Source organism: Pseudomonas sp. P4_C3 (assembly GCF_056402075.1).
The window spans coordinates 1-21,000 of the sequence record NZ_JBFUIC010000080.1 but is presented as its reverse complement, the minus strand read 5'-3'; the positions used below and the strand labels follow the sequence as shown (position 1 = coordinate 21,000).

The window sequence follows — 21,000 nt, the reverse complement described above, 5'->3', positions numbered from 1 at the left end:
GTCCAAGCGCCATTTTCGGGGTCAGTTGTTACGGTGGTACCTTCTATTGGAGTGCCACCATTGAGTAGCTGAATGCTCTTGCCGGGGCGGGCATGACCCTTGATGATCAACAGGTCTTTGTAGGTGGTGCCGGCTTCAGGGACAGCGGGACCCTCTTCGGATTCAAGAACTTCGTCCAGGCCAAGTTCGACGTCCAGTACCACGGTGAAAGTCCGCGGGAGAGTCGTTTCCACCGGGCTATAGTTTGTTCGAGCTGTCAGACTGTAGGAATTCACGGGCAAATCTCTGAATGTATGCTCCCAGACTCCGGAGTCATTCGCTGTCACCGTCACTGGTGCCGGTTGTCCACCGAGCAATGTCAGCTCACCATTTTTCCGTGCCTTGCCTTTGATGGTCAGGGTCGTTTGGATGGTGGTATCGCCTTCATCTACGCTGGTCCCATCGTCGTCCAGCACATCATCAAGACTCAGCGGCATGCTCGTGGCCACTGTAAACTTGAACACAGTGGACTCTTTGTTATTCGGTGCCTTGATCTTGATGTTGTATGGCCCCGTTTTCAGCTCATCCAGGGTCAGTTTGAACAGGCCGTCAGCATTAACCAATGCTTTCTTGCCCGTTGTCGCGACGCCATTGAAGGCTTCGACTTCAACGTCGGGGGGCGCATTGCCGGTGATGTCTACCCAATCGCCGTCGTAGGTGCCGCCGTCTTCGATAGCACCGTCCTTGCCAGTGACGGAATTGATAATGGGTGTTTCGGTCGCCAGGACAAAGGTTTTATTTCGGGAGCTATTCTGCGGCGGGAATTTTTCCAAAGCGGATATTCTGTAGCGCCTGAAGTCTGACAGCGTGAAATTCGTTTCCCAAATGCCGGAAGCATTGCTGGTCATATCAGTAAGTCTGATCGCGTTATCGCGCAACCAGAGGGCGGTATTTACCTCGGACGTGCCCTTGAAGGTCAGGGTTTTATCGTATGTGGTGCCGTTTTCGCCAACGAGATTATCGCTGGAATCGCGAATTTCATCGAACGTTACAGGTGCTGATACTTCAACTGGTGTATCAGGGGAGAGCTTCGAGGTGCTCGGTGTTTTGGTGATCATGTTGATGACTCCATTTGCTGTTGAGGGAAACGAAGTCAATTAAGGCTCGAAGTAGTCTGGGTGGCTACTGTCATAACTAATAGGTGTTTATTGTTTTTGGAGAGTGGGTGGCGTTACCAGCATGGAAAGGTGTTTTCTTATTGTGATTTATTCTGGTTTAACTGGTATTTTTGACGGTAGTGCTTATGTACATGTTTTTTTAGAGTGGTGTTTCTTCTTTTGAATACATTGCTTTTTAAGAGGTGGCATCATGACGGCGACAACAGCTTATTCAGGAGCTCAAAGTTCTCCCTGGGAACAGGTAAATTTTTTCATGAATGGTGAGCAAGTGTCGTGGAACTCGCCGAGTATCGGACTTCGTCGTGGGCAGTCAAATGAATTAATAGTCAAAGCGCCCTGGCTGAACGGAACTCAAATCAATCTGGGATTGGTGAATGACAACGGACTGGTCATCGGAGCCGAGCCAGCATTCGGTGATTGGGTGTCGATAAAGGACGGTGAAGCAAGTTGGAGGCTGACGCCGGAGAATTTAAGCGGGCGTGTCAGGCTGGTGTTCTTGAGCCGGGAGTTTGATCAGGTTCATGAGTTTCCGTGTTGGGTACTGTCGCCCAATCTGTCGGATGAAGGGTACGCGACATTGGGCGGCACCCTCATACCAACACCTGTAGGCCCGAAAGAGTTTTGGCCGGGTGTAAGCCAACACCTCAATTTTCGAGCTAACCCTGGGAGCCCCATTGCAGGCTTTCCACTGATGCTGAACTTTTCATTCAAAGAGCCCGGGTTACCCCACCCGCTGACCAGCAGCCCCCCCATATTGACCCAAACCACTGATCATCAATGGTATCTGACCGGCATAGAGGAGACTCGAGAGATAGAATTCAATCTCTTCATAACGGGCCAAGGGATGACACCGGTTAGAGTATTGGATTGCATCAGGCGCTCCTCAAACCTTTTGGATTATGCAACGATCAAGCTAAATGGAGTGGATGTTCCTGCTGGCGGAGCACGGTTCAAGGGCGGTGTATCAGAAACACTGAGTGTTGTTGCTAAACCGGGCAGCCCATCACTGGATTCAATGTATTTATTCTGGGAAAAAGGCGGTGGACAGCTCAATGAAAATTACTTTAAGAGCGATCCTGCCTTCACTTTTCCAAACGGCGGTTTGACTTGGAATATAACCTGCCCTGCGCAAACGCGTGGTGAGTTTGCGTTGAAAATTCAAAGACTTCATGGTGTCACAATGACCCGCTTTCGTTGTTTTCTGGAGTGATAAACCATGTAGTTTACGCGTTTGGGGATGGCCCCGTTGATTGGGTCATCCCCAAATACTTCACATCGGCTGCGGCGATCCGATCAAGCGCCCCGTTACGCCAAACACCCCCAGTGCCCTGATCACCTCCAACTCCCCCTGGGTTTCTACTTGCTCCGCAATCAATGGCAAATCGATGCTGTTGGTCGTCCGGTAAAGTGCCTCGATAAACAGCCGTTTATCAGGCTCCTCGTCAATGTTGCGAATGTAGGCCCCATCAATTTTCAGGTACGCCAGGCCCAATTGGGTGAGGTTGCCGATCTGACTGAAACGCCCGCCAAAATGTTGCAGACCGATTCGATAACCGGTGGCAAGCAGGCTGTGGCAAAAACGCTGCAGTTCTTCGGGGGACGGCAACTGGCGCTCGTCGATTTCCAGGGTCAGCAGCGGCGCCAGTTCCGCAAGTGAGTCGAGCAGGTCGAGGATTGTTCGCCATTGCACCGGGTCGCGCAGGGTGTTGCCGGACAGGCTCAGTGCCAAGGGCCTGCGGTTGAGCACCAGATCGTCCAGCGTGGCTTCGAGCATCGCCAGGTCGAACCGTGCCGACCAGCCGAGACGCTCGATCCACGGCAGGAAATGCCCGGCGGCAATCGCCTCGCCCTCTGGGTCGAGCAGGCGTGCGAGCACTTTGTGATGCAGCACGTGTTGGGTGTCGGCGCATTGCACGACGGGCTGGAAGTACAGCTGCATTTTGCCTTCGGTCAAGGCATCGTCGATCCAGGTGCGCCAGTCGTGCTGGGAGTGATTCGGCGCGGTGTCACGATGGCTCAAATGCACCCAGGGTCGCTCGGGATGTTGCCGGGATTCAGTCAGTGCCTGATCCAGGCGCAAGAGTACAGTGCTGATCGGCTCACCGGGGCGATAGGCGACAACGCCCAGATGGGCGACGGGCATGCAGTCGCTGGCGCCGGTCAGGCGCAGGTTCTCCAGGCTGACGCTGATATCTGAGGCCAGGCGAGCGGCATTTTCAGCGTCCAGACCCGGTGTCAGCAGGCTGAATTCGCCGCCACGATTGCGTGCCGCCAGCCAGGTGCGCCGTTCCGGCAATTGAGTCAGGCGCTTGAGCAATTCGCCCACGGCACTGATCAGCGCGTCAGTTCGTTGGCCACCCATTCGCTGGTTGAGCCCGTTCAGGTCGTTGATCCGCAACATCAGCAAATGACCATCGCGGCTCTGTTCGCACACGCGTAAATGGTCGGCCAGTTGCTCGTCGAGCAGGCGCCGGTTGGCCAGGCCGGTGAGGCTGTCCAGATAGGATTCGGCCCGCAGTTTTTCGCTGCGTGCGGCTTCTTCGGCGAACAGCGCCTTGAGCTTCTCGACCATCTGGTTCATCGCCAGCACCACCCGTTTCAGTTCCGGTGTACGCGGCAGTTTCGGCAGACTGAGAAACTCGCGTTTACTGATAGCTTCAGCCTGTCGGACCATGCTGTCGAGTGGGCGCAATTGCCGGCGCAGCATCCATCCTCCAATCACCGCACTGAACAGCCCGCACAACAGCAACCAGATCAGGCTGCCGAGGGTGCTGTCCCAGAGCTTGGCCAGGGCGAATTGCGGATTGCTCAGCACTTCGACCCGTGCCAGCTGTTCCCAGCTGCGCATGATCAAGGCATCGCCACCTTCCGGGCGCAGGTCGACCAGGTTGACGAACCAGTCAGGCGCACCGTCGATTTTCGTCGGTGCGCTGCGCTCCACCAGGGTTTGCTGATCCTYGAGCCTGATGATGCGGATGCTGCTGAAATAGCCACTGTCGAAAATCGAGCTGACCATCAGCTCCATCATGGCCGGGTCATCGACCTGTGCGGTCAGTGACAGCCCCAGCGCGGTGGCTGCGTCCTGGGCGTGGGCGCGCAGTTGACTGAGGGTTTGCTCGCGGGAGCTTTCCAGGCTGGCAAAAAAACTGCCGCTGAACGCCACCAACAGGAACAGGCAGATGGCCAGGAACAGCTGTTTACGCAATGTCATACATCGCTCCTTGCCATGGCGGTCAGCCGTCCCCTATGTCGAAGCCTTCGGCATTGAAGGCGTACACCGGTAGCAGGTCTTTGCGTTGGGACGCGGGGCGGATATCGCCGATCAGGTTGTCCAGTACCAGCGGGTCGGTCGTGGGGGGGCTGTAGAACGTCAGCACCCTATGCGCCTGGTTCTGACTCAGGGCCTTGACGTAGGTGATGCGCAGTTTTTCGCTGGGAATGCCGAGTCGGCGCAGGCTGAAGTATTTCGCCAGGGCATAGTCTTCGCAGTCGGCGGTGCCCTTGATCAGGGCTTCGACGGGGGTGGCCCAATAATCGGTCTGTTGCCAGATGCGCGTGTCGTCCTGAAAGTTCAGCTGCTGATTGAAGAAGCGGTTCACCGCGTTGAGTTGCTCAGGTTCGGGCGCGCCGCGTGCGCTCTGCAGCATTTGACTCCAGGCTTCGATCCGGCCTCGCGCCGGTCCCGGCGGGCCGTAGCGTTGTTCAACGGTTTGCAGAATCTGTGAAAAATCCCAGTCGGCCCGGACCCCGTTGAATGCAGTCAGTAGCAGACCAGCCAGCAGCATCCAGCCGCCGAGCCGAAGTCGGAGCGCTGGCCATCCTGGACTACGCAGACTGCGGGCCATGTCTGGCTGCTCGAGTGTAGATGGGGGAAGTTTAGGTGGAGTTTTTGCGGGGGGAGGGCAGGTCGTCGGGTCGGTACTCGCACTGGCTCTCTTGCCACAACAGTCCCGGGGAACTTCAGGATTTGCGCAGGGTTTTCTGCTTGAGGATGTAGACGGTCACGAGTACCGCACTGGTCAGCATGAAGCCCCGTGCCCAGGGCAGCGGCACCAGAAAGCAGGAGAACAGGATGCTCGCCCACATCAGGCCAATGGCGTAGACCTTGCCCCTGAGCGGAATGCCGTTACCGTCGAGGTAATCGCGGATCCATGGGCCAAGCTGGGGATGCTCGACCAGCCATTGATAAAAGCGCGGTGAACTGCGGGCAAAGCAGGCGGCCGCCAGCAGCAGGAAAGGGGTGGTGGGCAATACCGGCAGGAAAATCCCGATCACCCCCAGCGCCACGCTCAGCCAGCCGATGGCCAGCAGCACGTAGCGCAACATCAGGGGGCGGTTGCCTATGGGGTTGTCCATAGGCCGGATCTTAGTGGTGACGTGGCTTGAGAATCGCCGGCTTTTCGTCTGGAGCGTTGCACAGCAGGTACAGCGCGGTCAGGGCTTCCGGGATCTGCACGATCATGTCGTCCATCAGGTTGGCATCGGCGGCAATGTCGGAGAACTCCGGTTGCTCGTCGAACAGGCCCGAACCGACCATGATCGGCAGCAGCATTTCGCTGACTTCGTCTTCGGCGGTTTCGAACCAGGCTTCTTCACGCAGGAACACACCTTCCATGAAACCGATGCACCAGCCGCGCAGTTCGGAATCATCCGGGTCGTCGCCCAGGTCGAGGTCGCACGGCAGCTCGAACTCTTCGTCGGAGGCCAGTTGGCGGGCGATGTGGGCCTTGAGGCCGATCAGCGTGGCTTCGATCTCTTCGCGCTGGGCTTCGCCGCTGTAGTGCGGCTCTTCGGCGAAGAGGGCATCGATCCATTCACGGTCCGGAACGACTTCGGAGCAGATCGACAGCGCAGTGAGGTAGCCGTGGGCGGCCACGTAGTCCAGCGCCTCGTCATGCAGTTCATCAGCATCGAGGAAGACTTGCAGGCGGGTTAGTTGCTCAGCGAAGGACATTAAAGGGCTACCTTGGGGAATGTTCGATGCGGGAATTCTAGGCCTTCTTGAGCACTTGGGCCAGCCGCACGGCATATTTGCTCCTGGCCTCTTCTCGTAGGAGCTGCCGAAGGCTGCGATCTTTTGACTTGGCTTTTAAAAAATCAGATCAAAAGATCGTCCGAACGCGGCCCGAGCCTTCGGCAGCTCCTACAGAGGATCATGTCCATTCCCTCTTATCGGCGGCACCCTTTGCCGGACGGGGCTCGGGTATACTCGCGCGTTTTGTGATGCCCTGCTGGCGTCACGGCTGAAATGTGAAGCGTCATGCAATGTGCACTTACGATTTGTCGGTGCAGCGTCGCGGGTTCTGAACCAGCCTTGCAGGGATGTTTCGGTGATTTTTGGAGTTTCTATGCTCGAACAGGCTCAACGCGTCCTCAAGGACATCTTCGGCTACGACAGTTTCCGTGGCCGCCAGGGTGCAATCATTGAGCGTGTGGCCAGTGGTGGCGATGCCCTGGTCCTGATGCCTACCGGTGGCGGCAAGTCCCTGTGCTTCCAGGTCCCGGCGCTGTTGCGCGAAGGCCTGGCGGTGGTGGTCTCGCCGCTGATCGCACTGATGGACGATCAGGTCGCCACCCTCGAAGAGCTGGGCGTGGCGGCCGCCGCGTTGAACTCCACCCTCAGCGCCGAGCAGCAGCGCGACCTGGCTGTCCGTATCCGCCGCGGTGAAGTGAAGATGCTCTATCTGGCGCCTGAACGTCTGGTCCAGCCGCGCATGCTGTCCTTCCTGCAGGGGCTGGACATCGCCCTGTTCGCCATCGACGAAGCCCACTGCGTGTCGCAATGGGGCCACGACTTCCGTCCGGAATACCTGCAATTGGGCCAGTTGGCGGAAATGTTCCCCGACGTGCCGCGCATCGCCCTGACCGCCACGGCCGACAAGCGCACCCGGGAAGAAATCGTCACCCGGTTGCACCTGCAAGACGCCGAGCGCTTCCTGTCGAGTTTCGACCGGCCGAACATCTTTTATCGCATCGTGCCCAAGGAGCAGCCGCGCAAGCAGTTGCTGGCGTTCCTCGCCGAACGCCGCAGCGATGCCGGCATCGTGTATTGCCTGTCGCGCAAGAAGGTCGAGGAAGTCGCAGCATTCCTCAGCGAGCAAGGCTTCCCGGCGCTGCCATACCACGCCGGCCTGCCCAACGATATGCGCGCCTACCATCAGAAACGCTTCCTCAACGAGGAAGGCCTGATCATGGTCGCCACGGTGGCGTTCGGCATGGGCATCGACAAGCCCAACGTACGTTTTGTCGCGCATCTCGATTTGCCGAAATCCCTCGAAGCCTACTATCAGGAAACCGGTCGTGGCGGCCGTGACGGCCTGCCGGCGGATGCCTGGATGGCTTACGGCCTGCAAGACGTGGTGATGCTCAAGCAGATGCTGCAGAACTCCGAAGGCGACGAGCGCCACAAGCGCCTGGAGCAGCACAAGCTCGACGCCATGCTCTCGCTCTGCGAAGAAACCCGCTGCCGTCGGCAAACGCTGCTGGCCTACTTTGACGAAGACATGCCCGAGCCTTGCGGTCATTGCGACAACTGCGTCGACGGCGTGCAGACCTGGGATGCCACCGAGCCTGCGCGTCAGGCGCTGTCGGCGATCTACCGCACCGGTCAGCGCTACGGGGTCGGGCACCTGGTGGATGTACTGCTCGGCAAGGACAACGAAAAGGTCCGCAACTTCGGTCATCAGCATCTGTCGGTGTTTGGTGTCGGCAAGGCGAGGGCCGAAGGCGAGTGGCGCTCCCTGTTCCGCCAATTGGTGGCTCGCGGTCTGGCCGATGTTGACCATGAGGGCTATGGCGGTCTGCGTCTGAGTGATACGTGTCGGCCGCTACTCAAAGGTGAAGTGACCCTGGAACTGCGCCGCGACCTCAAGGCGCAAACCGTGGCGAAAAGCAGCAAGAGCCAGGCGAGCCAGCTGGTCCGTGGCGAGGAGCGCGAACAGTGGGAAGCCTTGCGCGCCTTGCGGCGCAAGCTCGCCGAAGAACATGGCGTGCCGCCGTACGTCATCTTCCCCGATTCGACTTTGCTGGAGATGCTGCGCAGCCAGCCGACCTCGCTGGCGGAAATGGCCACGGTCAGCGGCGTCGGCGCGCGCAAGCTGGAGCGCTACGGCGAGGCCTTCCTCGAAGTGCTCGGCGGCCAGGTCGAGGCACCGAAAGTGGTGGCCGACGTACGTCACGAACTGATCACTCTGGCGCGGGCCGGGATGACGCCGGTGCAGATCGCCGGTCAGTTGCAGTGCTCTGAAAAGAACGTCTACACCATGCTGGCCGAAGCGATCGGCAAGCAGCAGTTGTCGTTGGAGCAGGCACTGGATCTGCCTGAAGACCTGATGGGCGAAGTCCAGGACGCCTTCCTCGACGGCGAAGGCGAATTGCCGCCGGTTTCCGAGATCGCCGCGCTGTTTGCAGGCAGGGTGCCGGAAGGGGTGTTGTACTGCGTTCGGGCGGCGTTGCAGTCGGAATTCGAGATTTGAGACATCTGTAGTGCTGATGTAACGATTCAGTACAGATCAAGCCTTGCCTCAAGTCGAGGCTCATGCTTAGCTGACTAATAATTAGTTTTTATTTATTTCAGTCTAATCATGAGTGTTTTATGCCGTTAACCGATCAACACCGCTTTGGCATGCAATTGGCCCAGATGTCCCGTGGCTGGCGTGCCGAACTGGACCGCCGTCTGGCGGGCATGGGCTTGTCCCAGGCGCGCTGGCTGGTGCTGCTGCACCTGGCGCGTTTCGATGAAGCACCGACCCAGCGTGAACTGGCACAAAGCGTCGGTGTCGAAGGCCCGACCCTGGCCCGTTTGCTCGACAGCCTGGAAAGCCAGGGCCTGGTGCAACGCCAGGCGGTGCTCGAAGACCGTCGGGCGAAGAAAATCGTGCTTTGCGCGCCGGCGCGTCCCCTGATCGAACAAATTGAAACCATTGCCACGCAACTGCGTCACGAACTGTTCGAAGGCGTCGATGAGGCGGATTTGAAGGTGTGCATGCGGGTTCACGGGCATATCCTGGGCAACCTTGAAAAATCTTGAGGCATAACCGAACGCCAGGCTTCTGAGAGACCGCATTGGGCAGACTATAAGAACTACTCGGCAATATCGTGTTCGTAACGGATGTACGAACGCGTACGGGTAATTTCTGTGAATCTCAAGGATGCTCATGCTCAAGTGCTGGCGATTGGTTTTACGCGGTGGTTCTCAGTGGTTGCTGGCCGGGGCCGCTGTCACTTATTCGACATGGGCGCCTGCACTGGGCCTGGGTGAAATCACCCTGCATTCGGCGCTGAATCAACCGCTGCGTGCCGATATTGCACTGGTGGATGCGGCTGGCCTGGAAGAGAACGAGCTGTCGGTGAGTCTGGCAGCGGCAGACGAGTTCAGCCGTGCCGGGGTCGACCGGGTTTTTTTCCTCAATAACCTGAAGTTCACCCCGGTCCTGCGCGGTAATCGCAGCGTGATCCAGGTGACCTCCAGCAAACCGGTCAGTGAACCCTTCCTGAATTTCCTCGTGCAACTCGATCAACCCAACGGTCGGTTATTACGCGAGTACACGGTACTGATCGATCCGCCGGGTTCGCCAGGCGTTGTTCCCGCCGCCGATGAACCGGTTTTCAGTTCCCCGGCGTCCGCATTCCCCAGTGTTCAACCGGTCGTACCGCCGTCACCCGTGGCCAAGACGACGTCAGAAACGGACGTCCCCGTGGTTGATCCCGCAGTCGAACAACTGGCCGTCAGCGCCCTGCAAAACCACAGTTTGCAAACCACTGTCGATGAGCTCAACGAGAAGCTTCAAGGCCAGGATGAGCTGATCACCGGCCAGAAAAAACAGTTGGCCGAACTGCAAACCCAACTGGCGGAGCTCAAGAAGGTAAAGGCGCAACCCGTTGCTAGCGACGCGGTGACGCCAGCCCCCGCCGTTGCTGAAAGTCCCGGGATTGGCTGGCTGCCGATTGCCGGCGTGTCAGCGCTGATGGCGTTGCTGGCGCTGGGCTGGTTAGTTCGCCACCGACGCCAGCAGCATCAGGCCACAACTTCAGAGATGCTGTCGTCGCAGCATGAACCGTTGGCGGAGCTTTTTACCGAGCCTGTCACGTGGCCCACCGTCAGGCAATCAGTCGCGGTGCCGGCCAACGATGAGCTTGAGCGGGTCGATAGCCATCGCTCCATCGCGGGCGCAGCTGCCGTGGCGGTGGTTCCTGGTTTGGCGATATCCGGCGAATCCGCCGCTGACGATGAGTACCGGCTCAACCTGGAGGAGTTGTCCATGGTGTCGAGTTGGGACGTGATCAGCCCAAACGAGAACCAGCAGTCGGCTGCTCTGGCCATGATCGAGCCTGCGTTCGAATTGGAGGCGCAACCCGCTTCGCCGTTCCGGCAGCCTCCGGTCGGGCTATCATAGTGGCGTCGTCAAACTCTGGAGTTACGCCCCATCATGACCGTCAGCAAACCGGAAATCGTCATCACCTATTGCACGCAATGCCAGTGGTTGTTGCGTGCGGCCTGGCTGGCCCAGGAACTGCTCAGCACCTTTGGTGATGACCTGGGCAAAGTCTCCCTGGTGCCGGGCACCGGCGGGGTCTTTCATGTTTACTGTGACGCTGTGCAGATCTGGGAGCGCAAGGCGGACGGTGGCTTCCCTGAGGCCAAAGTGCTCAAGCAGCGGGTCCGCGACCAGATCGACCCGGACCGCGACCTGGGGCACAACGACCGCACTCAGTGAGACGCGGCCTCGGCTGTAACGGCTTTCTTGCTTGTGCCACTTGAGAACCTGCTGGACACCACAATCGCCACAATGATCAGAGCGCCCCCCAGCAACATGCGCAGGGTCGGGTTTTCGTTGAACAGCAACCAGGCGACGGTGATGCCGTAGACCGGCTCCAGGGCGAACACCACGGCGGCGGTGCGTGCCTTGATCACCGCGAGGCTGGCGACGAACAGGCTGTGGGCGACACCGGTACAGAACACACCGAGCAGGCCGATCCACAGCCAGTCGATGGCACGCACTTCGCTCAATTGAGGCGCCGCCACCGGCAGCAGGCACAGGGCAACCACCACGTTCTGGCACAGTGCCGCCTGCACGGGCGGGACGCGCCCGGAGCTGGCACGGTTGGTCAGCGACAACAGGGCGAACAACAACCCGGAACCCACGGCCCACAGCAGACCGGTGGTGGCGCCGCTGGCCAGGTCAAAATCAGGCGTGACCAGCACCAGCCCGATACTCACCAGCAGCACCAGCACGATCTCATTGGCGTGAATGCGCTCGCGGAAGATCAGCCCTTCGAGGATCACGGTAAAGGCCGGGAAACTGGCGAAGCCGAGCGTCGCAATCGCCACGCCTGCGACTTTCACCGCAATGAAGAAACTCACCCAGTGCCCGGCCAGCAACAAGCCGCTGAGCAGCAGTCGACGCCAGTCCACGGCCTCGAGTTTCTGCCAGCGCGTCTGGCTGGCGAACCGTGCAAAAAACGCCAGCGCAAGCACGGCAAAAGCGGCGCGGCCGAAAACGATGATCGCCGGTGATGCGGCAGCCAGTTTGCCGAACACGCCGGTCAGACCGAACATCAATGCGCCGATATGCAGGGCGCCAAGGGCGGTACGGGGAGTCATTGCAATCCTTGACGACAAACGAATAGAGGCATCATTGAAGCGCGTAATCGCCCATCAAGTCTGTCGGCAGACTATCGTCCTTTGTCGCCAGCCTCGCGCCGCAGTTTCCCGGGCGATGCCCCGAACTCGCGCAACACCGCCGCCGCAAAGGCACTCTGGGAACTGTAGCCGACGCGGCTGGCAATCTCGCCGATGGGCAGCGCCGAGTTGCGCAGCAAGCCCACCGCGATGTGCAGGCGGCGGCTGCGGATGTAGTCCATCGGCGTCTGCCCGCACTCGGCCACGAACCGCGCATGCAAACGGGCACTGGAAAGGCCGGCCACCCGGGCCAGATCGGCCACTTGCAGCGGGTACGCCGCATACTGATCGATGTGTGCATTCAGCGCGGCATAGGGCAGGCGCCGACCGCCGACGGTGTCGGGCCTGGCGTTGTTGAGACTGGCCAGTAGCAGCACCGCGCCTTGTTGTGCAATCAGCGGATCATCGACCGGACTGTTCGCCAGCCAACTGACCAATTGGCTTTGCCCGGCATCCAGTGATAGTCGGCCGGCGTTGTCGAGCAAGCGCCGGCTGGACTCGGCGTGATCGCCCAACGACTGGGCAACCCATTGTTCGCCGGGCACATCCAGTACCAGGCAGCGGCTGCCATTGGGGCTGCCACACGCATGATGAGCGCCCGACGGTATCACCACGAAACTCTGTTGCACCACCTGACTACCACGGCCGTCAACCTCGAAATCCAGGGCGCCCGAAAGCCCGAACACCAATTGCGCGTGGTCGTGGCTGTGGACGATCAGGTCATGGCTGTATTGGCGAAGCGTGAGGATCGGTCTCATCGCAGGTCTCCCGGTTCAGGGCGTCAGTCTACACCGAGCGGGCCTGCAAGCGCTGTCACAGGACTGACTTGACGCTGTCATGGACGATTAACCGGGCCGGGGCAGACTTGGCAAAACTTGCCAGAGGGTTGCCCATGACCAGCGCCGAGCTCGCCAAACCCACCCGTAAGCAACGCGTACGGACTTTATGGATTTCCGACGTGCATTTGGGCACCCGGGATTGCCAGGCTGAACACCTGTCGCAGTTTCTCAAGAGCTACCACGCGGACAGAATCTACCTGGTCGGCGACATCATCGACGGCTGGAAGCTGCGCGGCGGCATGTACTGGCCACAAGCGCATACCAACGTGATCCGTCGCCTGTTGACCATGAGCAAGCGTGGCACTGAGGTGATCTACGTCACCGGTAATCATGACGAATTCCTGCGCCGTTATTCGAAGCTGATCCTGGGCAATATCCAGCTGGTGGACGAAGCCGTGCACGTCACCGCCGACGGCCGGCATCTGCTGGTAATCCATGGCGACCAGTTCGATGTGATCACCCGTTACCATCGCTGGCTGGCCTTTCTCGGTGACTCGGCCTACGAATTCACCCTGACCCTCAACCGCTGGCTCAATCATTGGCGCGCGCGATATGGCTACGGCTACTGGTCGCTGTCGGCCTACCTCAAGCACAAGGTGAAAACCGCGGTCAGCTTTATCAGCGACTTCGAAGAAGCCATCGCCCATGAATGCGTCAAGCGCGAGCTGCACGGCGTGGTGTGCGGGCACATTCACCATGCCGAGATTCGCAAGGTCGGCGAGGTGGACTACCTCAATTGCGGCGACTGGGTGGAGTCGTGCACCGCGCTGATCGAGCATTGGGATGGTTCGATCGAGCTGTACCGGTTGGCGGATGCCCAGGCGCGCGAGGCGCAGTTGAAGGCGGCCAGGGTCACCGAGCTGGCTTGATGATCACTGTGCCTGTGCGGGCCTCATCGCGAGCAGGCTCGCTCCTACAGTAGATCTGTAGCGAACACATATTCTGTGGACGCCGCAAAACCTGTGGGAGCGAGCCTGCTCGCGATGGACCGCGAAGCGGTCCCGCTGGATCTGTCAGACCGGCGCGTGCTCTTCCATCGCCGCCTTGTAGATCGAACTCCTGGGGTGCGCAAACAAGCGCTCCATCATCGGTTCGAAAAAGCTCAACGGCAGCGTGTCGTACGCCGGGTCAAACGCCGCCGCATCGTACCTGGCACAGAACTCGACGGTCGCCTGGTACTGCGGATGGTCCTGGAATTGCTCACGCAGATGCCTATCCATACCCAGGTGATGGAAGAAGTAGTAGCCCTGGAAAATCCCGTGCTTTTCCACCATCCACAGGTTCTCGGCGCTGACGAATGGCTTGAGGATCGCCGCCGCGATGTCCGGGTGGTTGTAGGAGCCCAGGGTGTCGCCGATGTCATGGAGCAGGGCACAGACCACGTACTCCTCGTCGCGACCATCGCGCCAGGCGCGGGTGGCGGTTTGCAGGGAGTGGCTCAGGCGATCCACCGGGAACCCGCCGAAATCACCCTCCAGTAACTTCAGGTGCGCCACAATCCGTGCAGGCAATTGTCTTGCGTAGGCACTGAAGTCCGCGGCAATGATCGCCCAGTCTTCCTGCGTGCCGTCCTTCATGTGGGTGAAGCGGGCATTGGCATTCATAGGCAACTCTCTGGTGACGGATGTCAGCTAGAACGGAACGCGCCCCATAAGCATGTCCCGGTACATGACAAAATCGCCGAGCAGGCTATAGAAGGGGTGTTGGAACGTTGCCGGGCGGTTCTTCTCGAAGAAGAAATGCCCGACCCAGGCAAAGCTGTAACCTGCCAGCGGCAGGGTCCACAACAGCATCCATGCTCCGCGACCAATGGTCAGCGACAGAATCAAGATAACCAGCGTCGTGCCGATAAAGTGTAAACGGCGACAGGTGCTGTTGCTGTGCTCGCTGAGGTAGTAAGGGTAGAACTCAGCGAAGCTGTTGAAGCGTTTGACGTTTTCCACGACAGCGATCTCTGTGGTTATTGTTCTTGCTGCAAGTTGTTCTGCGGGTAGCTTATTTGAGTCTAGAGTGATCAATGGCATCAGCCAGTGACAATAGGCGCCACTTTAGTATCCTTCGGTCAATAGCCGTCGCATGCGGCTCACCAAGTTAGAAAACGCCATGAGCGAACGAACGACTTCTGCAAGCTGGGCGATGGGGATTGTCAAAGCGCTGGAGATGGACGGCCTGGATTGCCGGGTTCTGTTCACACAGCTGGGGCTCGACTACGCGGCACTGGATGATCCGGATGCACGCTTCCCGCAAGACTCCATGACGCGGTTGTGGCAACGCGCGGTCGAGCTGTCCGGCAACCCGGCCATCGGCCTGAACATGGGCAAGGTGGTGCGACCGGCGCAGTTTCATGTGACCGGTTACGCCTTGATGTCCAGTCAGACCCTGGCCGAAGGCTTTCAGCGTCTGGTGCGCTATCAGCGGATCATCGCCGAAAGTGCCGACCTGAGTTTCAAGCTGCTGGAAGAAGACTACGCGTTGATTCTGACGGTACATGGCGACCATCTGCCGCCAACCCGGCAAAGCGCCGAAGCTTCACTGGCCTGTGCCTTGGCGCTGTGCGGGTGGTTGACCGGGCGTACGTTGCATCCACGCAAAGTGTTGTTGCAAGGCGCCGAGCCGGTCAACCTTGAACCCTATAGACAAGCCTTTCATGCACCGCTGCTGTTCAACGCGCCTTACGATGCGCTGATTTTCGAACGCGCGGACATGGAAGCGCCCCTGCCGACGGCCAACGAGGCCATGGCCTTGCTGCATGACCGCTTTGCCGGCGAGTACCTGACGCGCTTTTCCGAAAGCCGCGTGACCCACCAGGCGCGGCAGGTGTTGTGTCGCCTGTTGCCACAGGGCGAGCCCAAGCGCGACACCGTGGCGCAGACGCTGCATTTGTCCCAGCGCACCTTGCAACGGCGTTTGCAGGAAGAGGGCACGAGTTTTCAGGTGCTGCTGGACGATACCCGGCGTGAACTGGCCGAGCAGTACCTGGCGCAACCGACCATGACCTTGCTGGAAATCGCCTACTTGCTGGGGTTCGCCGATCCGAGCAACTTCTTCCGTGCTTTCCGCCGCTGGTTCGATGCCACACCCGGCGAGTACCGGATGCGGCTGATGCAAATATCTGAAGCGGTCAATGACGCCAAAATGCCGGAATACACAGCACAAACACCGTAATGATCTCCAGTCGGCCCAGCAGCATGCCAAACGACAGAATCCACTTGGCGRCATCCGGCAGGGTGGCGAAGTTGCCCGCCGGGCCGATGGTTTCGCCGAGCCCCGGGCCGACACCGGACACGGTGCTGGCCGCGCCGGTCAGGGCGGTCATCCAGTCCACGCCGAGCAGCGACAGCAGCAGCGCAATCACACAGATGGTGATTGCGAAGAAAAACGAAAAGGTCAGGATCGAGCGCACGATTTCTTCGTCGAGGCGGTGACCGTTGTACTTCTGCTTGATCACCGCTCGCGGGTGGATCAGTTGGTTAAGGTTGGCCTTGAGCAGGATATAGGCCACCTGGAAGCGGAAAATCTTGATACCGCCCGCGGTCGAGCCGGAGCAACCGCCGACAAACCCCAGATAGAAGAACAGCATCAGCGAGAAATTGCCCCACAAGCTGTAGTCCCCCAGTGCGAAACCGGTCGTCGTCACCACCGACGTCACGTTCAGCGCCACATGCCGCAGTGCTTCCAGCCAATGCAGCTTGGTGGTCCACCAGTACCAGGTACCGAGCACCAGCCAGGTCACCAGCAGCATGCCGAGCAGGCCTTGAACCTGTTCATCCTTGATCAGCGCCCGGCGGTTACCACGCAACATGGCGACATACAGGGTGAACGGCAGGGCACCGAGAATCATGATGACGATCGCGACCCAATGCACCGCAGGCTCCGGCCACTTGGCCAAAGACTGGTCGGAGGTGGAGAAGCCGCCGGTGGAAATCGCCGACATCGCATGGTTGATCGCATCGAACAGGCTCATCCCGGCCCACCAGAACGCCAGGCTGCCGACAATGGTAATGCCGACGTACGCCGCCACGATCAGGCGCGCCACCATGTGCGAGCGGGGCATGACTTTTTCCGAGCGGTCCGACGATTCGGTTTGGAACAGCCGCATGCCACCGATGCGCAACAGCGGCAGGATCRCCACCGCCATGCCGATAAAGCCGATGCCGCCGAGCCAGTGCAGCAACGAGCGCCACATCAGGATGCCGGGGGACATGGTGTCCAGGCCGCTGAGCACGGTCGAGCCGGTGGCGGTGATGCCGGACATGCTTTCGAAGAAGGAGTCGGTGTAGCTGATGTGCTGGGTCAGCAGGAATGGCAGCGCGGCGAAGATGCACACCACCAGCCAGCTGCTGACGGTCAGCAGGTACATGTCSCGGGGGCGCAGGTGAATGTGCTCGGGGCGCCCCGGAATCACCAGCGCCAATCCGGCGACAAAGGTGATCATGCTGGCCCAGAGGAACGACGGCAGGTCGCTGGTGCGGTCGAAAATGACCAGCGTGGCCATGGGCACGACCATGGAAATCGCCAGCGTGATCAAGAAGATGCCGATAATGAAACCAATGATCCGTAAGGTCGGCAACGCCATGAGGTCCGCTCGGCTGATAGTGGAAAGGGCGCCATTCTACCCGCGAGGCAGGGCATGTAAACCGGCACTGCTGCGGCAGTTACCGCTAGAATAGCCGCACAAATTTTTCAGGAGGTGGCCGATGCAGGCTCTCGACGCTTTGCTCAACCGTGTTTCCGTTCCACGACTGATTGACCCAGCGCCCACTGCCGAGCAGCGCGAAGTGCTGTTCGGCGCCGCCATGCGCGCCCCGGATCACGGTCACTTGCAGCCTTGGCGTTTCCTGACGGTGGAAGGCGCGGCGCGCGAGCAATTGGGCGAGTTGCTGGCCGAAGCGGCGAAGCTTTCGGACAGCGAAGTCAGCGAAGCAGCCATCGACAAGGCACGCAATGGTCCGCTGCGGGCACCGCTGGTGGTAGTGGTGATTGCGCGGTTGCAGGATCACGTCAAGTATCCGAAGTCCGAGCAGTTGCTGGCGGCAGGCTGTGCGGCCCACGGGATTTTGCTGGCAGCGTATGCGCAGGGCATCGGTGCGGTGTGGCGTACCGGTGACCTGGCTTATTCGCCCCATGTGGCCAAGGGGTTGGGCTTGGCGGAGGGGGAAGAGGTGATTGCTTTCCTGTATCTGGGCACACCGCAGAAAGAACCGCGTGTGGCCGAGAAAGTCGACCTGGCCGAATTCGTCAGCGCCTGGCCGGGTAAAGCCTAAAAATCAACATTCTTTTTACATCATCACTACTTTAAGGTTATACGACAGCCCCTGGCACCAACGGCAATTCCAGGCTGGCAATGAACCCGCCCTCCGGGTGATTGGCCAGCACCAGGCTGCCACCATGGCGCTCCGCCGCGCGGCGGGCGATGGCCAGGCCCAGGCCATGTCCGGCCGCGGTCTGCCCCGGTGCCCGATAGAACGGCTCACCGAGCTGGTTCAAATATTCGGCACTGACACCCGGCCCGTGATCGCGCACGGTCACGACGATCCGCTCACCCTGACGCAGCGCCTGCATTTCGATCGGCAGGCCACCCACCGGATTGAAGCGCTGGGCGTTGCGCAGCAAGTTGTCGACGGCCCGTTCGATCATGGTCGGCCAGCCCTTCAGATTCAGTTGCGACTCGGCTTCAAGGTGGACGAGCTGCTCGGGTGAACCGAGTTGTGCATCCTTTTGCAGGGTATTGAGCAAGGCGTTCAGATCCACCTCTTCCGCACCGGCGTTATCGGAGTCGACCCGCGCCAGAACCAGGATTTCGCTGATCAGCGCCTCCAGTCGGTCGCACTCGCGGGTCAGGCGCGGCCAGAGCTGTTCCCGTTCTTGCGGAGTGGCCCGTTCGGCCAGCGCCAGCGCGATGCGCAGGCGGGCGAGGGGCGAACGCAGTTCATGGGATACATCCCGCAGCAGTTGCCGCTGACTGCCAATCAGGCTTTGCAGGCGTGCGCCCATGCGGTTGAAATCGTTGGCAAGGACGCCGAACTCGTCACGACGGTTGGCCAGCTTGACCAGACTGTTCTGTTGATACGTGGTTTGTCCCAGGTCATGCACCGCTCCGCGCAGACGGCTGAGCGGGCGAGTGATGGAAAAGGTCACCAGCAGGCTGAACAGAGTCAGTACCACCAAGGCGATTCCCAGCGCACTCAGCGGCCAGAGCAGGCTTTCACGATGCCAGGCGTCCAGTTCCGGGTGCGGAATGCGGTAGATGAACAGGAAGGTGTCACCGGTTTTTTCGCTGGTGAACTCATCGGTCAGACGCCGCCATGGCAGGCGCCGGTCCTCGTTGTTCTGGCGCGCCTCAAAGGCCGCCGCACGTTTCGGGAAAGTGCCGCGCACCACCGGATCGCCGCTTTCGTTAAGTACCTGAACGTCGATGTGATACTGGCGTTTGCGTTGCTGGAGAATGTCCTGGGCGGCATCTTCGCCCTGACTTTCGTAGGTTTGCGTCCACTGTTCGGCCAGTGTGTTGAGGCCCGGGTGGCGGCTGAGAATCCAGGCGTCCTGGTTGAGCATGTGCCCGAGCAGGATGGAAAGCCCGGCAACCAGAGCGATGGCCAGCCAGAAGCTGGCCAGGATACGCCAGAACAATGAACGCACGGAAAATCCTCAAGCAAGCGCAAAATTCTATGTAGGAGCGAGCTTGCTCGCGATGGACGTCAACGATAACGCGCGGCATCAGGCGGCACGTGTTGTCTATTCGTTTTTCGCGAGCAAGCTCGCTCCTACAGTAAAAGCAGCAGACCCAACGGTGTTGAGCCGTTGGGTCCGGAGTTAGCGCATTATTGCGCTTTTTGCGGTTGTTGCGCTTTCCAGGCTTTGAACTCGGCCCACTCGGCGCGGCGTTCGGCCTGTTTTTTCTGGATCTCGTCGAATTTCTTCTGTTGATCCGGCTTCAGCAAGGCGCGCACGTCCGCTTCGGCTTTCTTGTGGTTAGCGGCCATCTCGTCTTTCATGGCTTTCTGGTCGGCTGGCGAGAGCTTCTCCAGGTACTTCTCGACCAGTTGCTTACGCTCGTGCATCTGCTCGCCCATGATCTTGCGGATCTGCTCGCGCTGTTCGCGGCTCAGGTCCAGTTCACTGTACGGGCCTTTGCCGTGCATGCCGTGCATCTGACCGCCGTGGCGCGAACCGTCCATCGACCCATCCATCGGGCCGGTGCCTTCAGGCATGGCCATGGCAACGGTCGGCAGGGCAGCAGCGAACATCAGAGCGATAAGAGTCTTGCGCATGGTGTATCTCCTTGTCTCGTTCCCGGTACGTTCCGGATGAGTACAGATTACGCAGATCAAGGTCAGCGGCGGTCAGCGGAGGGTAAAGCTTTGGTAAACATGATTTTCGGCCGACCTGACAAACCCGTAGGAGCTGCCGCAGGCTGCGATCTTTTGACCTTGGCTTTGAAGATCAACAGATCGCAGCCTGCGGCAGCTCCTACGGGGATCAGAGGCTGTAGTAGTAGCCGCGGCTGCGCAGGGCGACGATGCGCGGACGACCGTCGGGGTGTGGGCCGATTTTTTTGCGCAGGTTGCTGACGTGCATGTCCAGGCTGCGGTCGTACAGGGTCAGCTTGCGTCCGAGAGCGATCTGCGCCAGTTCCTGTTTGTCCAGGGGCTCGCCGGGTTGCTTGAGCAGGGCTTCCAGCAGGCGGCTTTCGGAAACAGTGAGGGTGAACTCTTGCTCGTCGATGCTGACCACGCCGCGCACCGGGCTGAAACACAGGTCGCCCAGCTCCATCTGGCTGGACACCGCTACCGGATGGCTACGACGCAGGACCGCGCGCAGGCGGGCAGTCAGTTCCCGCGGGTCGCAGGGTTTGGCCAGGTAATCGTCGGCGCCGAGTTCCAGGCCGAGGATACGGTCCAGGGGCTCGCCACGGGCCGAGAGCATCAGCACCGGCAGATCCGGGTGATCGCTGCGCAACTGCTTGAGCAGTTCCAGGCCGCTGCCATCGGGCAACATCACATCCAGCACCACGGCCGCCGGGGCGGTTTCGGCCAGTGCACGGCGTGCGCTCTGGCCATCGTGACAGGCACGTACCTGAAACCCTTCCTGGCTCAGCCAGCTGCTCAGGAGCTCGCACAGCTCCTGGTCATCATCAATAAGTAACAGCTCGCTCATGACTCACTCAATTTAGCCATTGTCGACGTTTTCGACTTGCTCCACTGGCGAAGATACCGCAGAGCAGAGCCAATAGCGCTACCCCGGCGCCAATGACAAACCATTGTTGCTGGTCGGTCAGCAGGCGCGGCAGTGGACTGCTGGCCTGGGCTTCCTTGAGTTGCAG

At 59.8% G+C, this 21,000-nt stretch carries 20 protein-coding genes and 2 pseudogenes; 8 read left to right on the top strand and 14 right to left on the bottom strand.

Translation table 11 applies throughout. The annotated features are described in order from the left end of the window. Window positions 1-1,097 (bottom strand): carboxypeptidase regulatory-like domain-containing protein (locus AC1DVH_RS15140; protein WP_477754484.1); only part of this gene is annotated, 1,097 nt, incomplete at its 3' end. 250 nt (window positions 1,098-1,347) lie between these two features. On the opposite strand from AC1DVH_RS15140, the gene AC1DVH_RS15135 reads away from it, so the two are divergent. Beyond that, window positions 1,348-2,367 carry a hypothetical protein gene (locus AC1DVH_RS15135; RefSeq protein ID WP_477754483.1) on the top strand — a complete coding sequence of 340 codons (1,020 nt, stop codon included), beginning with the start codon at window positions 1,348-1,350 and terminating at the stop codon, window positions 2,365-2,367. A gap of 60 nt (window positions 2,368-2,427) precedes the next feature. Here the strand turns inward: AC1DVH_RS15135 and lapD are convergent, their stop codons facing one another. From lapD to AC1DVH_RS15115, 4 genes and pseudogenes are all read right to left on the bottom strand, one after another. Next, window positions 2,428-4,368: a cyclic di-GMP receptor LapD gene (lapD, locus tag AC1DVH_RS15130; RefSeq protein ID WP_477754482.1), complete on the bottom strand. Its 1,941-nt coding sequence runs from the start codon at window positions 4,366-4,368 to the stop codon at window positions 2,428-2,430. 43 nt (window positions 4,369-4,411) lie between these two features. After that, window positions 4,412-5,002, bottom strand: a pseudogene (locus AC1DVH_RS15125) (transglutaminase-like cysteine peptidase); the annotation flags it as partial. A 115-nt stretch (window positions 5,003-5,117) separates the two neighbouring features. After that, the gene (locus AC1DVH_RS15120) at window positions 5,118-5,513 is read right to left on the bottom strand and encodes a YbaN family protein (protein WP_477754481.1); all 396 of its coding nucleotides are present in this window, start codon (window positions 5,511-5,513) and stop codon (window positions 5,118-5,120) included. A 10-nt stretch (window positions 5,514-5,523) separates the two neighbouring features. Continuing rightward, window positions 5,524-6,111, bottom strand: a complete 588-nt coding sequence (locus tag AC1DVH_RS15115; protein ID WP_007975277.1) for a UPF0149 family protein — start codon at window positions 6,109-6,111, stop codon at window positions 5,524-5,526. Window positions 6,112-6,505: 394 nt separating this feature from the next. On the opposite strand from AC1DVH_RS15115, the gene recQ reads away from it, so the two are divergent. The 4 genes from recQ to AC1DVH_RS15095 all read left to right on the top strand — a co-directional run bounded on the left by recQ (window position 6,506) and on the right by AC1DVH_RS15095 (window position 10,873). Then, window positions 6,506-8,632: a DNA helicase RecQ gene (recQ, locus tag AC1DVH_RS15110; RefSeq protein WP_477754480.1), complete on the top strand. Its 2,127-nt coding sequence runs from the start codon at window positions 6,506-6,508 to the stop codon at window positions 8,630-8,632. Between the two features lie 119 nt (window positions 8,633-8,751). Then, entirely contained in the window at window positions 8,752-9,186 is a 435-nt protein-coding gene (locus AC1DVH_RS15105; RefSeq protein WP_150724407.1) for a MarR family transcriptional regulator, read from the top strand. Between the two features lie 127 nt (window positions 9,187-9,313). After that, window positions 9,314-10,552: a type IV pilus assembly protein FimV gene (locus tag AC1DVH_RS15100; protein ID WP_477754479.1), complete on the top strand. Its 1,239-nt coding sequence runs from the start codon at window positions 9,314-9,316 to the stop codon at window positions 10,550-10,552. Window positions 10,553-10,585: 33 nt separating this feature from the next. After that, entirely contained in the window at window positions 10,586-10,873 is a 288-nt protein-coding gene (locus tag AC1DVH_RS15095) for an Rdx family protein (protein WP_477754478.1), read from the top strand. On the opposite strand, the gene AC1DVH_RS15090 is transcribed toward AC1DVH_RS15095, so the two are convergent. Together AC1DVH_RS15090 and AC1DVH_RS15085 are read right to left on the bottom strand one after the other, a co-directional pair. Continuing rightward, on the bottom strand, window positions 10,867-11,760 hold the full coding sequence (locus tag AC1DVH_RS15090) for a DMT family transporter (RefSeq protein WP_477754477.1): 894 nt from the start codon (window positions 11,758-11,760) through the stop codon (window positions 10,867-10,869). The genes AC1DVH_RS15095 and AC1DVH_RS15090 overlap by 7 nt on opposite strands. Window positions 11,761-11,831: 71 nt before the next feature. After that, window positions 11,832-12,596, bottom strand: coding sequence for an AraC family transcriptional regulator (locus AC1DVH_RS15085; protein ID WP_477754476.1), 765 nt, complete (start codon window positions 12,594-12,596; stop codon window positions 11,832-11,834). Window positions 12,597-12,730: 134 nt separating this feature from the next. Here AC1DVH_RS15085 and AC1DVH_RS15080 point away from each other — a divergent pair, with 134 nt between their 5' ends. Further along, entirely contained in the window at window positions 12,731-13,546 is an 816-nt protein-coding gene (locus AC1DVH_RS15080; RefSeq protein ID WP_477754475.1) for a UDP-2,3-diacylglucosamine diphosphatase, read from the top strand. Between the two features lie 144 nt (window positions 13,547-13,690). Here AC1DVH_RS15080 and AC1DVH_RS15075 read toward each other — a convergent pair whose 3' ends face one another. Continuing rightward, complete coding sequence (locus AC1DVH_RS15075; protein ID WP_477754474.1) at window positions 13,691-14,281, bottom strand: HD domain-containing protein; 591 nt, start codon at window positions 14,279-14,281, stop codon at window positions 13,691-13,693. Between the two features lie 27 nt (window positions 14,282-14,308). Next, window positions 14,309-14,620, bottom strand: a complete 312-nt coding sequence (locus AC1DVH_RS15070) for an Mpo1-like protein (protein ID WP_477754473.1) — start codon at window positions 14,618-14,620, stop codon at window positions 14,309-14,311. Between the two features lie 160 nt (window positions 14,621-14,780). Here AC1DVH_RS15070 and AC1DVH_RS15065 point away from each other — a divergent pair, with 160 nt between their 5' ends. Next, window positions 14,781-15,842 carry an AraC family transcriptional regulator gene (locus AC1DVH_RS15065; RefSeq protein ID WP_477754472.1) on the top strand — a complete coding sequence of 354 codons (1,062 nt, stop codon included), beginning with the start codon at window positions 14,781-14,783 and terminating at the stop codon, window positions 15,840-15,842. Here AC1DVH_RS15065 and AC1DVH_RS15060 read toward each other — a convergent pair. Further along, window positions 15,799-17,253: a TrkH family potassium uptake protein gene (locus AC1DVH_RS15060; protein WP_477754471.1), complete on the bottom strand. Its 1,455-nt coding sequence runs from the start codon at window positions 17,251-17,253 to the stop codon at window positions 15,799-15,801. The two genes, AC1DVH_RS15065 and AC1DVH_RS15060, sit on opposite strands and share 44 nt — an antisense overlap. A 121-nt stretch (window positions 17,254-17,374) precedes the next feature. Between AC1DVH_RS15060 and AC1DVH_RS15055 the strand changes: the two genes are divergently transcribed. Next, window positions 17,375-17,941, top strand: coding sequence for an NAD(P)H nitroreductase (locus tag AC1DVH_RS15055; RefSeq protein WP_477754470.1), 567 nt, complete (start codon window positions 17,375-17,377; stop codon window positions 17,939-17,941). Between the two features lie 37 nt (window positions 17,942-17,978). Here the strand turns inward: AC1DVH_RS15055 and AC1DVH_RS15050 are convergent, their stop codons facing one another. The 4 genes and pseudogenes from AC1DVH_RS15050 to AC1DVH_RS15035 form a co-directional block, all read right to left on the bottom strand. Then, window positions 17,979-19,316: a sensor histidine kinase gene (locus AC1DVH_RS15050; RefSeq protein WP_477754469.1), complete on the bottom strand. Its 1,338-nt coding sequence runs from the start codon at window positions 19,314-19,316 to the stop codon at window positions 17,979-17,981. A gap of 182 nt (window positions 19,317-19,498) precedes the next feature. Continuing rightward, window positions 19,499-19,948, bottom strand: coding sequence for a Spy/CpxP family protein refolding chaperone (locus tag AC1DVH_RS15045; RefSeq protein WP_477754468.1), 450 nt, complete (start codon window positions 19,946-19,948; stop codon window positions 19,499-19,501). Window positions 19,949-20,156: 208 nt separating this feature from the next. After that, window positions 20,157-20,834 carry a response regulator transcription factor gene (locus AC1DVH_RS15040; protein WP_477754467.1) on the bottom strand — a complete coding sequence of 226 codons (678 nt, stop codon included), beginning with the start codon at window positions 20,832-20,834 and terminating at the stop codon, window positions 20,157-20,159. Window positions 20,835-20,841: 7 nt separating this feature from the next. After that, window positions 20,842-21,000, bottom strand: a pseudogene (locus AC1DVH_RS15035) (translation initiation factor 2); the annotation flags it as partial.

Excerpts from the sequence above, each read along its gene's own strand:
- AC1DVH_RS15135 (WP_477754483.1), top strand. The coding sequence starts at position 1,348 with ATGACGGCGACAACAGCTTATTCAGGAGCTCAAAGTTCTCCCTGGGAA.
- AC1DVH_RS15120 (WP_477754481.1), bottom strand. The coding sequence starts at position 5,513 with ATGGACAACCCCATAGGCAACCGCCCCCTGATGTTGCGCTACGTGCTG.
- AC1DVH_RS15115 (WP_007975277.1), bottom strand. The coding sequence starts at position 6,111 with ATGTCCTTCGCTGAGCAACTAACCCGCCTGCAAGTCTTCCTCGATGCT.
- recQ (WP_477754480.1), top strand. The coding sequence starts at position 6,506 with ATGCTCGAACAGGCTCAACGCGTCCTCAAGGACATCTTCGGCTACGAC.
- AC1DVH_RS15105 (WP_150724407.1), top strand. The coding sequence starts at position 8,752 with ATGCCGTTAACCGATCAACACCGCTTTGGCATGCAATTGGCCCAGATG.
- AC1DVH_RS15100 (WP_477754479.1), top strand. The coding sequence starts at position 9,314 with ATGCTCAAGTGCTGGCGATTGGTTTTACGCGGTGGTTCTCAGTGGTTG.
- AC1DVH_RS15095 (WP_477754478.1), top strand. The coding sequence starts at position 10,586 with ATGACCGTCAGCAAACCGGAAATCGTCATCACCTATTGCACGCAATGC.
- AC1DVH_RS15090 (WP_477754477.1), bottom strand. The coding sequence starts at position 11,760 with ATGACTCCCCGTACCGCCCTTGGCGCCCTGCATATCGGCGCATTGATG.
- AC1DVH_RS15085 (WP_477754476.1), bottom strand. The coding sequence starts at position 12,596 with ATGAGACCGATCCTCACGCTTCGCCAATACAGCCATGACCTGATCGTC.
- AC1DVH_RS15080 (WP_477754475.1), top strand. The coding sequence starts at position 12,731 with ATGACCAGCGCCGAGCTCGCCAAACCCACCCGTAAGCAACGCGTACGG.
- AC1DVH_RS15075 (WP_477754474.1), bottom strand. The coding sequence starts at position 14,281 with ATGAATGCCAATGCCCGCTTCACCCACATGAAGGACGGCACGCAGGAA.
- AC1DVH_RS15065 (WP_477754472.1), top strand. The coding sequence starts at position 14,781 with ATGAGCGAACGAACGACTTCTGCAAGCTGGGCGATGGGGATTGTCAAA.
- AC1DVH_RS15055 (WP_477754470.1), top strand. The coding sequence starts at position 17,375 with ATGCAGGCTCTCGACGCTTTGCTCAACCGTGTTTCCGTTCCACGACTG.
- AC1DVH_RS15045 (WP_477754468.1), bottom strand. The coding sequence starts at position 19,948 with ATGCGCAAGACTCTTATCGCTCTGATGTTCGCTGCTGCCCTGCCGACC.
- AC1DVH_RS15040 (WP_477754467.1), bottom strand. The coding sequence starts at position 20,834 with ATGAGCGAGCTGTTACTTATTGATGATGACCAGGAGCTGTGCGAGCTC.